Source organism: Salsuginibacillus kocurii DSM 18087 (assembly GCF_000377705.1).
In the GTDB taxonomy this organism is placed as follows: Bacteria; Bacillota; Bacilli; order Bacillales; family Marinococcaceae; genus Salsuginibacillus; species Salsuginibacillus kocurii.
In genome coordinates, this window is record NZ_KB898633.1 from 59,555 (window position 1) to 72,711 (window position 13,157).

14 protein-coding genes and 1 pseudogene are annotated in these 13,157 nt (G+C 45.4%); 5 read left to right on the top strand and 10 right to left on the bottom strand.

Going from position 1 to position 13,157, the window contains the following annotated elements; genetic code table 11:
* Positions 1-329 precede the first annotated feature (329 nt).
* Positions 330-515: a hypothetical protein gene (locus D469_RS0116925; protein WP_018924578.1), complete on the bottom strand. Its 186-nt coding sequence runs from the start codon at positions 513-515 to the stop codon at positions 330-332.
* A 157-nt stretch (positions 516-672) separates the two neighbouring features.
* Between D469_RS0116925 and D469_RS0116930 the strand changes: the two genes are divergently transcribed.
* Together D469_RS0116930 and D469_RS0116935 are read left to right on the top strand one after the other, a co-directional pair.
* Positions 673-1,674, top strand: a complete 1,002-nt coding sequence (locus D469_RS0116930) for an ABC transporter substrate-binding protein (protein ID WP_018924579.1) — start codon at positions 673-675, stop codon at positions 1,672-1,674.
* 14 nt (positions 1,675-1,688) lie between these two features.
* The gene (locus D469_RS0116935) at positions 1,689-3,722 is read left to right on the top strand and encodes an iron ABC transporter permease (protein ID WP_018924580.1); all 2,034 of its coding nucleotides are present in this window, start codon (positions 1,689-1,691) and stop codon (positions 3,720-3,722) included.
* A 41-nt stretch (positions 3,723-3,763) separates the two neighbouring features.
* Here the strand turns inward: D469_RS0116935 and D469_RS0116940 are convergent, their stop codons facing one another.
* The 8 genes and pseudogenes from D469_RS0116940 to D469_RS20700 form a co-directional block, all read right to left on the bottom strand.
* The gene (locus D469_RS0116940) at positions 3,764-4,546 is read right to left on the bottom strand and encodes a hypothetical protein (protein ID WP_018924581.1); all 783 of its coding nucleotides are present in this window, start codon (positions 4,544-4,546) and stop codon (positions 3,764-3,766) included.
* Positions 4,543-5,379 (bottom strand): ABC transporter ATP-binding protein, encoded by an 837-nt coding sequence (locus D469_RS0116945; protein WP_018924582.1) that lies wholly within the window; start codon positions 5,377-5,379, stop codon positions 4,543-4,545. Before D469_RS0116945 ends, D469_RS0116940 begins: the two co-directional genes overlap by 4 nt.
* 779 nt (positions 5,380-6,158) lie before the next feature.
* Positions 6,159-6,467: a spore coat protein gene (locus tag D469_RS0116955; RefSeq protein ID WP_018924584.1), complete on the bottom strand. Its 309-nt coding sequence runs from the start codon at positions 6,465-6,467 to the stop codon at positions 6,159-6,161.
* Positions 6,460-6,672 carry a hypothetical protein gene (locus D469_RS0116960; protein WP_018924585.1) on the bottom strand — a complete coding sequence of 71 codons (213 nt, stop codon included), beginning with the start codon at positions 6,670-6,672 and terminating at the stop codon, positions 6,460-6,462. Before D469_RS0116960 ends, D469_RS0116955 begins: the two co-directional genes overlap by 8 nt.
* Positions 6,673-6,730: 58 nt before the next feature.
* A complete protein-coding gene (locus D469_RS0116965; protein WP_018924586.1) occupies positions 6,731-7,867 on the bottom strand; it encodes a zinc-dependent alcohol dehydrogenase in 1,137 nt (378 codons plus the stop codon).
* Between the two features lie 19 nt (positions 7,868-7,886).
* Positions 7,887-8,252, bottom strand: coding sequence for a spore coat protein (locus D469_RS0116970; protein WP_018924587.1), 366 nt, complete (start codon positions 8,250-8,252; stop codon positions 7,887-7,889).
* 12 nt (positions 8,253-8,264) lie between these two features.
* The gene (locus D469_RS0116975) at positions 8,265-8,486 is read right to left on the bottom strand and encodes a hypothetical protein (protein WP_018924588.1); all 222 of its coding nucleotides are present in this window, start codon (positions 8,484-8,486) and stop codon (positions 8,265-8,267) included.
* A gap of 139 nt (positions 8,487-8,625) precedes the next feature.
* Positions 8,626-9,347: pseudogene (locus D469_RS20700) on the bottom strand (DUF421 domain-containing protein).
* Positions 9,348-9,552: 205 nt separating this feature from the next.
* Here D469_RS20700 and D469_RS0116985 point away from each other — a divergent pair.
* Positions 9,553-10,635, top strand: coding sequence for an AI-2E family transporter (locus D469_RS0116985; protein WP_018924589.1), 1,083 nt, complete (start codon positions 9,553-9,555; stop codon positions 10,633-10,635).
* Positions 10,636-10,696: 61 nt separating this feature from the next.
* Positions 10,697-11,524, top strand: coding sequence for a YhjD/YihY/BrkB family envelope integrity protein (locus D469_RS0116990; protein ID WP_018924590.1), 828 nt, complete (start codon positions 10,697-10,699; stop codon positions 11,522-11,524).
* A gap of 204 nt (positions 11,525-11,728) precedes the next feature.
* On the opposite strand, the gene D469_RS22200 is transcribed toward D469_RS0116990, so the two are convergent.
* Positions 11,729-11,893: a hypothetical protein gene (locus D469_RS22200; protein WP_018924591.1), complete on the bottom strand. Its 165-nt coding sequence runs from the start codon at positions 11,891-11,893 to the stop codon at positions 11,729-11,731.
* Between the two features lie 237 nt (positions 11,894-12,130).
* Between D469_RS22200 and D469_RS0117000 the strand changes: the two genes are divergently transcribed.
* Positions 12,131-13,003, top strand: a complete 873-nt coding sequence (locus D469_RS0117000) for an SMP-30/gluconolactonase/LRE family protein (protein WP_018924592.1) — start codon at positions 12,131-12,133, stop codon at positions 13,001-13,003.
* The last annotated feature ends 154 nt before the right edge of the window (positions 13,004-13,157 follow it).

Sequence of the window (13,157 nt, forward strand, 5' to 3'; positions counted from 1 at the left end):
TGTGGGTAGGAGTAAACGAGACTATAACAACTAGACGTCTCTCTTTGCATGAACAAAAAGACATACGAAAAAAAGACAGATGTATATCTGCCTCTCTTCACGTAAAAAAGTGTATACTTTCCCGTTGAAGATTATTAAAAATGTGCAGACTACTCCCGTTTACTCTGTTTTATGAAAACAGAGCCCTTGAACATATGAAGTTACTTCGTGTTCAAAGGTTGTTGGCGTAATCTTCCGGCATGCATCATTTTTAATAACCCTCCTCTACTTCATGTAACACTACTATACTTCAATTATAAGCAATTATCAATACTGACCCCCACTCATACTTAACTGCCTTCCGCAGGCACTGCTCGAAGCGGATTACCGACTTCCCCGGAGCGAGCGTTTACGTAAACGTCAGCAACCATGTTATCCATAATATAGTACGAGTAGAAGTTGATTGCTAAACGATAAGTAGTTATGTAGAGGTTCTGCCCGTTTTCTAGCTGAAGCGTCGCATATTCCAATTGCATTTGGATTTCCTAAGTGAACCTTTTTAGACAGCTTCTTTTTGGAGGGGCAGTGCAGAGAATAAATGTGGTTTTGGTATTGATATTCATTCTCATTGTTAGTATTATAATATTGATAATGATAATCTATATCAATTAAATAGTAGGAGGATACATAAAGATGAAAATTACAACGGGGTTGTTGGTGTCTGCGCTCGTGTTGTTAGGAGCTTGTGCTGACAACCAAGAGGAAGATGAAACAGAAGAGAATGGTATGGAAGCCGAGGGTGAAGAAAGTGAAGAGAGTGGAGAAGTTACGATTGAACATGCGTTGGGAGAAGAGAAGTTGGATGAGCCACCGGAGCGCATTGTAGCTTTGGAATGGGTATATGCGGAGAATTTACTCGCTCTTGATACCCAACCTGTAGGGGTAGCTGATATGGACGGCTATCATGAATGGGTGAATATCGAGCCGCAGTTTGATGACGATGTCGTCGATGTTGGCACGAGGCAGGAGCCAAGCATTGAAGAGATAGCGCGCTTGGAGCCTGATCTTATTATTACGGCGGCAGACCGGCATGAGGGCTTGGAAGACCAATTGAATGATATCGCTCCGACTGCAATGTTTGACCCTTATCCTGGGGAAGAAGAAGGGGACCAGTACGAAGAAATGGAATCTACGTTTCTGGAAATGGCTCAGGTCTTAGCCAAAGAAAATGAAGCAGAAGAGATTCTGGCAGATGTGGAAGAATCTTATGAAACCTATGCTGCTGAGCTGGAAGGAGCAGGTTTAGACGGGGAGGATATTGTGTTATCACAGGCGTTTAGCGCAAACGATACAGCGACGATTCGATTGTTTACCGACAATTCGCTTGCCGTGCGTATCATGGAAGAGCTTGAGCTCAACAACAGCTTTGAGGCGGAGAGCTTTGAGCCGTATGGGTATACAGAAACCAACGTAGACGCGTTGGAACCTTACCAGGATGCCCGCTTTGTCTACATCGTTCAAGAAGAGGATGATGTGTTTAATGATCAGCTTGACGGCAATGCCGTGTGGGAGCAGTTGGATTTTGTAGAGAATGAGCGCATACACGGCCTGCCGGGTGATACGTGGACGTTTGGTGGTCCTCTCTCCGCTCAAGTGTTTGCTGAACAATTAACCGAAACGTTAATCAATGAATAAAAGGAGCTTTTCACATGAGCTTCAAACAGCATCAAGGCAGGGCCGCATTCCTTTTTGTCGGAGGGGCGGCCTTCCTCTTGTTATTGGCTTGGCTGCATTTAGCGCAAAATAATATTGAGCTTACGTTCTCCTTTATGTATGAAGTGCTTAGCGGTGAGCGGTCAACGATTCATCATGAAATGGTATGGTCGCTGTATTTGCCTAGAATTGCTGTTGCAATTGGGGCGGGCATGGCTCTCGCTATGGCAGGTATTTTGTTTCAAACGTTAACTCAGAATCCGTTAGCCGCTCCGGGGACGTTAGGGGTAAACGCCGGTGCTTATTTTTTTGTCATTATTGGAACGGTTACCGGCTTTGGCGGTTTTGCGCTGAGTGGTTTTATGTATGCTTTTCTTGGCGGTATTCTTACGGCTGTGCTGGTGTTTATATTGGCCGGCGGTCTCACAGCCCATCCTGTCCGCATGGCGCTGGCCGGAATGGTGTTAACCCTGACCTTTTCCTCACTGACATCGGCTTTGCAAATTTTCTTTGAATATGAAACAGCAGGTTTATTCTTATGGGGCAATGGGAGCCTGGTCCAAGATGACTGGAGCGGCTTTCTCTTTTTGTTGCCGGTCGTTGTTATAGTGATGCTTATCGCTTTTATGTGGGTGGTTTCAATCGATTTATTATTGATTGGTTCTACGCGTTCTGAACTTCTCGGCGTGCACACGAATCGCTTGAAAACGTTGCTGTTTGTATTGGCGGTGTTGTTAACTGCAGCTACAGTCAGTGTGACAGGTCCGATAGGATTTGTAGGCCTGATTACGCCGCACATTATTCGGATGCTCGGGTTTAAACGGCATTTTCTCTTATTTGCTTTAGCTAGTATTTGGGGCGCAGTCATTTTAGTAGGAGCTGATGTGCTTGGAAGGTGGCTTGATCCGTCCTTAACGGAACTGCCGGTCGGCTCTATTACCGCTTTATTAGGAGCGCCGTGGCTTATTTGGCTGCTGTATCGCTATCAAGATTCATTTTCCAGCTTGCTGCACTCAAAGACAGGCTTCGGTTTCAAAACGATTCAGCTGCGCTTTCCTTATATTGTGTTGTTACTTGGCGTGTGCGTCATGACAGTGGTCGTCTTTATAGCCGGATTAATGGTAGGCAGTCAAGGGTTTGAGTGGAGAGATACAGTGCGCGCTATCTTGCAGCCAGCTGAACACAGCGGTTATGTTATGCTGTTGGAAATGCGGGCCGGCCGTTTGCTGGCCGCTTGTTTGGCTGGGGCGTTGCTTGCGGTCAGTGGCCTGTTGTTTCAAGGGGTGCTCCGCAATCCCTTAGCAGATCCTTCGGTATTAGGTGTTACTGGCGGGGCCGGTGCCGGGGCCATTATCTTGCTGTTTGTCAGTGGATTGGGCGCCGCCTGGCTGCCGCTCGGGGCTTTTATTGGGGCTTTTCTTTCCATAGGTGTGGTGATGCTGTTTGGGAAACGGTTCGATTATCATCCGGCGGTCTTAGTGTTGATGGGAATAGCGGTTTCTGCACTGGGAAGCGCGATTACGCAAGTGTTAATTACTCGCTTTAACGTAAATGCGGCGGTCGCGTTGACCTGGTTATCCGGGAGCACATATGGCTCAGGGTTTAGTGAAGTTTACACGTATCTAGTTGTTCCATTGATCGTGATGGTACCGCTCGCTTATTTACTAGCAGAACGATTAAATATGCTGTCATTAGGGGATGCCAATGCTGCGAGTCTCGGGCTTAATTTAAGCCAGACGAGGTGGATGGCGATTGTATTGGCAACTCTTGGAACGTCTTTTGCCGTATCAGCTGTGGGGACGATCGGATTTGTCGGTTTGGTTGCGCCTCATTTAGCCCGCTTTGTTGTTGGGCCTAATCACCAAAAAGGAATCTTTCTTTCTGCTTTATTTGGCGGAAGCTTGCTGATGGCAGCTGATGCTATTGGCCGGTTAATACTTGCTCCTGCTGAAATACCATCAGGGATTATCGTTACCTTAATCGGCGCGCCCTTTTTCTTCTGGTTTTTAAAGCGCACGATAAAATCATAAATACTAAAGAAGCGATGGTTTGAAAAGCAACCATCGCTTCTTTATTGCACGGACGCAGGAGAGATGCGCTTTTTTTCCCGTTCTTGCTTACTCAGTTTCGGACAGCGGTAGCATTGGCTGTCATGAATGGTTTTGTAAGCCAAGCAACAAGAAGGCTTCGTCGTTGTCATCCCTTCTCCTTTTTTTGCCGGAATGGACTGAAGGGCAAAAGGGAACGGAGATTCAACTTCTAAAAACGTGAAAGCAGGAGCCGTCTCTTTTATATGTTTCCACTCCCGCTGTAGCCTGGATTCGAGCGCTTCATCATCGCGAAACGTTTTAAAACCATTCGAAATACCAATATCAAGCTGTCCCCAGAGCTGCTCACTTTTTACGTGTGCTTGTGCAGCGATTTGCTGGAGGAGGGGAGAGATCACCGTTACATATAAAGAAGCTAAGGTAGTGTCTACAACGGAGCTCACTACTTCAGCCTGGGCGGGTTGCGGGGTATAAATATAAGTTAACACCGGTTCTTTTTTTGGATGTTGATTGGGGAGCAAAACAACGATCCATTCATTTGGGTCCACTTGTTGGCCACTGGTCTGACACCAATGAAGGTATGTGAACCACTTGCTGCTGCGTACGGCCCAAAACATGGCTGCGGCATCTAGGTCTTCTGAGGTCTTTCCTATCTGGGCTGTATACGCCTCCAGAAATGAGGCCGCCCCGGCAGCTGTGAATAATTCACGTACAGGTAAACGGTAAGCCGTCTGCTTGACCTTTTCATCACTAAAACAATAGTCGAGGTTTAAGAGTTGTCTAGCGTCAAGGGCGGTCATCGTCATGTTGCTGCCACCTGCCGTTCTGCCTGCTCAGAATGTTGGATGTTTTGAGGATTCGCAATATCATAGGTCATACAGAGCGGTGCTCCGCTGCTTGGGTCCTGGACAATTTGAGCTTCAATACCAAAAACACTGCGCAACACCACAGGACAGACGACTTCTTCAGGCGTGCCCATACAAAGAACTTCTCCGTTCTTCATCGCTACCAGCTGGTCGGAAAATCTTGAGGCATGATTAAGGTCATGCAACACCATTATGACGGTCCGTTTTTTTGTCCGGTTTAATGACTGCAATAGTAGCAAAATCTCTAATTGATGGGTCATATCTAAGTACGTGGTAGGCTCATCCAACAGTAATATATCTGTTTCTTGGGCAAGTGCCATGGCGATCCAGGCCCGTTGTCGTTGACCGCCCGATAGCTCTTCAATATTCCGGTCTTTAAAGTCGATCAAACCAGTGTCTTGAAGAGATTGAGAGATGACAGCATGATCATTATCTGTTAATTTGCCTATTCGTTTGCGGTGAGGGTATCTCCCGTAAGCGACGAGCTGATATACACTAAGGCCTTCGGGCTGCTCGGGAGATTGGGAGAGCATGCCCAGCATTTGGGCAAGCGCTTTTCTTTTAACGGCTTGAAGGTCCTCACCTTTAATATATACTGTCCCTGCAGTAGGGGAGAGCAACCGGGCTAAACTTTTTAGCAAGGTCGACTTGCCACAGCCATTTGGGCCGATAATTGTTGTGATTTGTTCAGACGGAAAGGAAAGCGACAAGTCCTCGATAATGGACCGGGTCTGGTACGACACACTCAATTGCTCAGCTTGAAGATCGACCATCCATAAACACCTCAACTCAGTTCGGAATGATAATCATTTTCATTTAAAGTATATCCGATCTGGGTGAAATGGTCAATGAAGTCTTCGTACTCACTTACTTTCTAAACACGTATTTCTAAAATGAAGAGAGGAGAAGAGAAGCTCCTTTGTTTTGCGGTATGTATAATAACGGGACATTAGTAGGGTGGATAATATAGGAAAGGAGTTGGTGTTTATAGGCTTGATGTAAGGGTAATGAAACAAAATAAAATCCCCGGCAGGCAGTCTGGACTGCTTGCTGGGGATAGATGTTCGTCAAATCTAAAAGGTATGAAAATATGGTTAAGAGGTAGGTTGAATTAGAAGTAAAATGTATAGTTCATTTAAACAATATATTCTATCATTTAGTCAACGTAAAAGTCTTTTTCATAATTCTTTTTAAGTTCCATAGCCTCGTTAATCGTCTCCATCACAGCGGCAAAGAATTTTTTCAATTGATTCCCTTCTTTCCTAACGAGTATGGCTTTATTATGCGCTTTTTTTAGCAAACGCGCAAAACGCTTCAGTTTTCATGAAAACGAAAACATATTCTATGAAAGCGGATGTCATATGATATATGCTCGTTATTTCTCCTTTTTCCTCAAAAATTCTATAGGATCTGAATTGTAGAGTTGAGAAAGAAGCAAGAAAAGACGATTGGCTTGCAACTTTGCCGTGACAGCGAGTAAGACGATTTTTTTAGCAGGATAAAGAAAAGTAGAACGTTACATAAGGGGGAGGAGGCATGATAAGTGAGTCGTTTAGGAATCACTAGGGGATTGGAGCTCCACTGCTGTCTGGATGTTCTCTAATGTAAGATGGGTCTGGGCGTCTACATCATAAGGATGGTATAGTTTTTGTTCTTCTAAATAAGTCGCTATTTGTTCATGCAATTCAAGAGCGTCATTTAATTGTTGCGTCAGGACTGCTTTTACTTCTGGAGAGACCGTTTCTGTGACGGCCAGCGCATAATTTCTAACCCCGCTTTTAGAAGCAATCAACAAGTCCATTGCGAGCACTTGGTCGGTTAATTTATTCATGCCGGTCAACTGTTCTACGATTTTATTCATGTTTATCTCCCTTTGCATTCAACAGTAAGTCTCGCAATTCTTCTACATGCCGAGTTGAATTCACTTCATCTTGCTGAAGGATTTTCTTTAACGCCGGATCAGATACTAACGGCTGCATCGTTTTCGCTTTTGTTAAGCTGACGGTTTTAAAGGCTGCAATTTCCTGTACTTCTAACGTTTCATGCAAGGCGAATTCATTCGTCATTGGATAACACCTCCACACAAGTACTTTGGCTGTAAAAAGAACTAAATCTGCCCTTGGATTAAGGTTTTAACACCACTTTAATGCAATCATCTGTTTTCGTATCGAAAATATCGTAACCTCGTTTGGCCTCTTCCAGAGGTAAAACGTGAGTTATAACATCACCAGGGTCCAGTTTTCCTTCAGCGATTAATTGATACATGTACGGCATAGAGTGGATGACTGGGGCTTGTCCTGTCCGCATGTTCACGTTGCGCTGAAAAATGTCCCCTAAAGGGAAGGCATTGTATCTGCTGCCATAAGCTCCGGTCACTTGTATGGTGCCGCCTTTTCTTACTGCCTGGGCCGCTATTACCAGTCCGCCCATTGCGCCGCCGTGCAATTTCAGCCCTGAGGCTATACTTTCCAGCGGGGTCATTTTCCCGCTCATCCCTACGCAGTCAATGACAACGTCCGCTCCGCCTTTAGTGATTTCATTAATGTGGTTGCCTACGCTTTCATATTGTTCGAAATTGATGATTTCCACGTTGTTGGTGCGTTTAGCGTGCTGCAGACGGTAGTCTACATAGTCAACGGCGATGACGCGGTTTGCGCCTTTCAGCCAGCTGAATTTTTGCGCTAACAGGCCGACGGGGCCACAGCCGAGGACGACGACGGTATCTCCTTCTTTAACGCCGCCGTTTTCAACGCTCCAAAAGGCGGTGGTCATCGCATCTGAGATCAGACACAACCTTTCATCTTCCACTTCAGAATCATCAGGAACCTTGAAAGCACTGAAATTGGCATAAGGTACACGCATGTATTCAGCCTGCCCGCCAGGATAGCCGCCGGCTGTATTGGAATAGCCGAAGTACGCGCCCATTTGGCCGTTTGGATTCGAATTATCGCATTGGCTTTCTAAATGATGAGTGCAGTAATAACACTCGCCGCAGCTTACGTTAAAAGGGATAATAACGCGGTCGCCTTTTTTAAAGTGTTTGACGTCTGGCCCGGTTTCTTCGACAATCCTCATCGGTTCGTGGCCGATAATATAGTCTTCTGGAAAATTTGGAACCATCCCGTGAATAAGGTGTAAGTCGGAACCGCAAATGGCGGTGGTCGTTAGTTTGATAATCATATCGTCAGGTTTTTCAATTTTCGGGTCGGCTACTTCTTTTACGACGACATTTTTCACGCCTTGATAGGTTACGGCTTTCATCAGTTGGTCTCCTCCCATGTCATTGATCTGGGCTTCTATCAAACATACCTTTGCGGGATGTGTCCTCTGGGAATAACGTCATTTGAGCAATGTCTTTTGTCTGATCTGCCGCTTTTTGGTCGAGTTTATATTGTTCCGGTAAGTCATAGGGATGAAACCATTTTTTTTCAATCAACAGTTGAGTGACTTTGTCATGAAGCATGAGACTTTGCTGCAGCTGCTTACGCAAAAGGATGCGAGCATCACGAGAGGTGCATTCGGTTAACGCAATTGCAGTATTTCGAACACTTTCTTTTGTGCGGATCAAAAATTCCACCCCAAGTGTTATATCCGTCTGCTCCGGCATATTGACGGCATTTTCGGGATCTAAATAGTCCATTTCCATCACGCGCTCACCTCACTTTTCTTGAATAGGCGCTCTTGTATACAGATCTTGCAACTGATCGATATCTTGGATGGTTTGCTGCACATCTTCTTCCATTAATGCGCGCAAGTCTTGATCGAACACGAGACCTTGCATCATTTTAGACTTAGCTAAACTGAGAGTTTTCAAGTTAAGCAATTCGTGGAGATCCAACGATTCATGGGGAGCCAAAGGGGCTTTGCGTTGTTCAGACATCCAGCAGTCACCTCCAACCGTTCTTCTGTCCTAATGTGAGCGTTTAATAGTGAAATATACAAACAAGTTGGCATAACCATGTCGAGGCAGGCGAAAGCAGGCCAAAATGGTGAATACTTCCTCGCAAAATTAAAGAGCGTTAGTTCCGAATTCGTGGTGCGCACAGGTTTTCGTCAAAGAGGGAAAGGTGGAGGTCGTTGTTGTGATTAATAGAGGCAAAAAACACCTCTTCTGTAGTAGTAATGCCGTGCTGCTTCAGTTCTTCATTCAGCCATGACGTGTTTAAGTTTAAATCGCTGAGGACGTCCGTATAAAGTTTTCCTTCGATAATAAGTGGATAGGACATCGTGCTTTTGGTTGGCGGCAGGTTCATTTCTTCACTCGTTATAGGTTGTTTGCCGGTTTTTTTTAACACGCTTAACGCTCCATTGGCTTCGACAATGGCCGTTTCAACATCGCTTATATCAAAGACTTGCTGTTCCCTTAGCATTTGCAAAATATTATCAATCGAATAGCGAATGGACTTGAGGTTTCTACGTAAAAATTTCCCGTCTTGAACGACCACAGTTGGTTCAAATGTTAGCAGACGTCCCATCTTGCGGTTGGAGATTTTCCATTTAGCGACGAGCTTTTGTAAGAGTGCGATGGCAATAATGGCAGTGGCGGTGGGCAGGTGGTGAATGTCGGGGTCTGCGATATCTGCGCCAACTACGGCCCCAGCGTGACAATGATTAAAAAGTCGAATATCGGGAGTTCGCCAATCGCACGTTTTCCCATATAGATGGTTAGCAGCAATAAGAGTGGTAGAATGGTGATGATGCGGCCTAATACAATTGCTATCTCTTTAATCGTTTCTAACATGTTTGTGCTCCTTTTCCTTTGTATGTATAGTGAGCCACATTTTCTATGAAACTATGTTGATAGTTGTTGTTTCCAAAATTTACATTGCGTATACATCATGATACATTTAGAAGTACTGTAGAAACAGCTGAGGAGACGTTTTAGAGCTATAAATTAGAGGAATTAGGAAATAGAAATAGAATTAAGGGTTAGAGAGGATGTCATTGTGATACAGTCCACGTGGTTTCGATTTTTAGCTTCAGTTGTATTAATCCTTCTCGCCATTAATCTGGCGGTGATGGTACCTTTTATATTTCATCCGATTTCAGTAGCGATCAGTGCGCTTGCCCCGGTTTTAATTATTGGGGGCGTGCTTTATTACATATTGCGCCCGCTTGTAAACTGGATGAAAATCAAAATGCCCGTTCCGCTGGCGATTTTGATTATATTTGGCCTGTTTTCAGGGATCGTTGCGCTTATCGTGATGTTTGCAGGGCCCATTTTTATGGCTCAGATTAATCATTTAATCGATAATATCCCTCAGTTTGTAAATGATACCCAGGAGTGGATTGATCAGGTGCTTGAGAGCGAATGGGTGAGGTATATTGAAGAAGAGGCAAACTTGCAGGATATTGATGCTTCTATGATTACTGATCAAATGTCCGGTTTTCTTTCCAATATCGGGGCAAATGTGATGAACTTTTTCAGTATTATCTTTAGCGTCATTATGGTTATTGTCGTTTTGCCCTTTGTGCTGTTCTTTTTGTTAAAAGATGCCCATAAACTACCGGATAATATTTTGTATTTCCTCCCTAGTGATCAAAAAGATGAAGGAAGACGGATTCTTCATGATATGGATGAAACGTTGAGCGCTTATATTCAAGGCCAGGCCATTGTAAGTGTTTGTGTGGGGATTCTTTCATTAATCGCCTACTTGATCATCGGCATTGATTACCCAATGGTGCTCGCGTTAATCGCGATGTTTACGAACTTGATTCCATTTATCGGACCGTTTATCGGCACGATTCCGGCTGTGATTGTGGCCCTTTTTCAGGATCCGCTTCTTGCGTTATGGGTTATTTTGGCTATCGTAATCATTCAGCAGATTGAGAGCAATTTGATCTCTCCGAATGTGATGGGGCATAAGCTGCGGGTACATCCGCTCACGATTATTTTGCTGTTGATCCTGGCTGGGAATTTAGCCGGCGTAATCGGATTAATCTTGGCTATCCCGGCGTATGCTGTCAGTAAAGTGATATTGAGTAATGTCTATCGCTTGCTGCGCTTGCGCTATCCAAAGCTTAGATAAAGACATGTTTGGCGATAATCGAGAGCATGCGGATAAATTGAAGAAGAGGAGGGGGCCCGTCTTGATTTCATTTATGAAAGAAGTCGTTAGTGAATTTAAAGAAGATAACGTTCCTCTTCTTGGCGCGGCGCAAGCCTTTTATTATCTGCTGTCGATTGTGCCGATGCTGATGCTGATTTTGTCCATTCTTCCGTATTTAAATATAGACCCGGAGCGGGCGATAAATATCGCAAGCAGCGTGCTGCCCCCAGAAACGACCGCTATATTTGCAGATACCATAATTAGTGTGATCACCACGCCAAGCGGAGGCTTTCTTACTTTTAGCATCATCGCTGCGTTTTGGTCCGCTTCGCTTGGCGTGAATGCTTTCATAAAAGCAACAAACGAAGCGTACAACGTGTCGGAAGCACGTTCTTTTATTAAAGGGCGGGCCTTGTCGTTCGGGCTGACGCTTGCAATCATGGCAGCGATTATTATTGCGTTAATCCTTCCCATTTTTGGAGACAACTTGTACGCGTTTGTTGAACCTATCCTCCATTTGCCGGAACAAGCGGAAAGTGTGCTCCATTTTCTGCGCTGGTTTATTAGCGTGGTCGTCATGATTCTTGTGCTGGCTGCCTTATATAAATGGGCCCCGAACCTTAAGATTTCTTATCGCTACGTCTGGCCTGGAGCGATTGCCGCAACCGCCTTATGGCAGCTGATCTCTTGGGGCTTTTCCCTGTATGTCAGTAACTTTGATAATTTTTCTGCTACGTATGGAAGTCTCGGTGGAATTATTATTTTGATGCTCTGGTTTTTCTTAACCGGGATCATTCTCGTTATCGGCGCAGAAATTAACGCCATTTATTACCGCAGAAATCACTACTCTCGCAAACTAGGCTCGTAAAAAGTTCGAACAGCAGCTGACTTCAGGTTGCTGTTTTTTTAAATGAGAAGAGATTATGAAATTTTTTCCAGTGTTCATTCGAAAAGGACCGGACGTGGATTTTCTTATGGCTTCCGGGAGAAGGTGATGCACGAAAGCCGCTATTGGAAGGGAAAAAAAGGGCACGGCACGGAGGGGTTCTAACACAGGCAAGGTGAGGGAAAATTAGCCTGTTTTCCGACCTTTGCAATAAGCAGCAGCAAATAAGAAAACAATCGCTAACCCGCTGCCAACCGCCATCGCGTAGTCATAAACGCTTTGAAAAGCAAACCCGCCTGCAACTGAGAGGACAAATAAGAGTAGGAAAAGGTGCATGTAATCCAATTTCATTGCTGCCACCGACCTTTGCTATAAGTTTACTACTTACTATACGGCCGCGGAAATGGAACGTTTCACCTAGTCTGTAGTGGAAGGTTTAGCTTGCTTTTGAGGTGAAATAGACAGGAAAAGAGCTTTATTGACACGAAATAAAACAATAGACAGGCAGAAAACTGTGAGTGTTAACTGGTGTGATGAAAGGAATGCAGCTTAAATTACGAGACGGTGAAGTCGAAAGGAGTTATAACCATGCAGGCAGAATTGGTGCTTGATGCAAAGGCAAAACTAGGTGAAGGGCCGGCTTGGGATGGGCGCGTTGGCGTATTGTACTGGGTGGATATCGAAGGATGTGCCGTCCACACGTATGAACCAGCAAGCGGCGCATGGGAAACGTATGAATTTGAAGAACACGTCAGTGCAGCCATCCCAATGAGCGCAGGCGGATTAATCCTCGCGACAGAAAATGGGATTTCCACTTTTGACATGGAAACGAAAGAACAAACAGTACGCGTGCCGCTGATGAGCAATAAGCCATCGATCCGTTTTAATGATGCGAAGTGTGATCCGAGCGGGAGACTCTGGGCAGGCACGATGGCTTTCGGCTCAACTCCCGGCAGAGCCGATCTGTTTCGACTGGAAGAGAGTTTTGAATATACCCATGTGTTATCTGATCTAACCGTATCAAATGGCATGGCCTGGGACACCGAACGCGAGTTGATGTATTTCATTGATACCCCGACGCAGGCGGTTTACGTATTTGATTATGATAAAACGAGCGGAGCCATATCGAATCAACGCGTGGCCCTGGATGTTTCTGCGGAAAATGGGAAGCCCGACGGCATGACGATGGATACAGAAGGCATGCTCTGGATCGCCTTTTTCCGCGGCGGCAAAGTGATCAGCTGGGACCCGATCAAGCAGAAAAAAGGACGGGAAATCAACCTGCCCGTATCAAAAGTAACTTCCTGCACCTTTGGCGGTCCTGAGATGACAGACTTATACATTACGACGGCGAGCACCGGCCTAAGTGAGGCCGAGCTGCGCGATGAACCGCTGGCAGGCGGCTTGTTCCACGTTGAATTGGACGTCCCGGGAGTCCCGTCTTACCGGTTTGGAAAATAACTAGAGCGGCAGCTTGTGCGAGGCCGCAGGAACAGCGGAAAGTACGGGTGCGTGCGGTCCGGGCGGCGGTCTTCATGGCCGGAGGGCTCCCTTTCTCGGCGAAGGAGGAGGGGAGCATGGATACATTTATAGACCGGGAACTCACTAATGTGTA

What these genes read in the sequence shown, in the direction of transcription:
- D469_RS0116925 (WP_018924578.1), bottom strand. Translation starts at nt 515, where the DNA reads ATGCAATTGGAATATGCGACGCTTCAGCTAGAAAACGGGCAGAACCTC.
- D469_RS0116930 (WP_018924579.1), top strand. Translation starts at nt 673, where the DNA reads ATGAAAATTACAACGGGGTTGTTGGTGTCTGCGCTCGTGTTGTTAGGA.
- D469_RS0116935 (WP_018924580.1), top strand. Translation starts at nt 1,689, where the DNA reads ATGAGCTTCAAACAGCATCAAGGCAGGGCCGCATTCCTTTTTGTCGGA.
- D469_RS0116940 (WP_018924581.1), bottom strand. Translation starts at nt 4,546, where the DNA reads ATGACGATGACCGCCCTTGACGCTAGACAACTCTTAAACCTCGACTAT.
- D469_RS0116945 (WP_018924582.1), bottom strand. Translation starts at nt 5,379, where the DNA reads ATGGTCGATCTTCAAGCTGAGCAATTGAGTGTGTCGTACCAGACCCGG.
- D469_RS0116955 (WP_018924584.1), bottom strand. Translation starts at nt 6,467, where the DNA reads ATGAATAAAATCGTAGAACAGTTGACCGGCATGAATAAATTAACCGAC.
- D469_RS0116960 (WP_018924585.1), bottom strand. Translation starts at nt 6,672, where the DNA reads ATGACGAATGAATTCGCCTTGCATGAAACGTTAGAAGTACAGGAAATT.
- D469_RS0116965 (WP_018924586.1), bottom strand. Translation starts at nt 7,867, where the DNA reads ATGAAAGCCGTAACCTATCAAGGCGTGAAAAATGTCGTCGTAAAAGAA.
- D469_RS0116970 (WP_018924587.1), bottom strand. Translation starts at nt 8,252, where the DNA reads ATGGAAATGGACTATTTAGATCCCGAAAATGCCGTCAATATGCCGGAG.
- D469_RS0116975 (WP_018924588.1), bottom strand. Translation starts at nt 8,486, where the DNA reads ATGTCTGAACAACGCAAAGCCCCTTTGGCTCCCCATGAATCGTTGGAT.
- D469_RS22200 (WP_018924591.1), bottom strand. Translation starts at nt 11,893, where the DNA reads ATGAAATTGGATTACATGCACCTTTTCCTACTCTTATTTGTCCTCTCA.
- D469_RS0117000 (WP_018924592.1), top strand. Translation starts at nt 12,131, where the DNA reads ATGCAGGCAGAATTGGTGCTTGATGCAAAGGCAAAACTAGGTGAAGGG.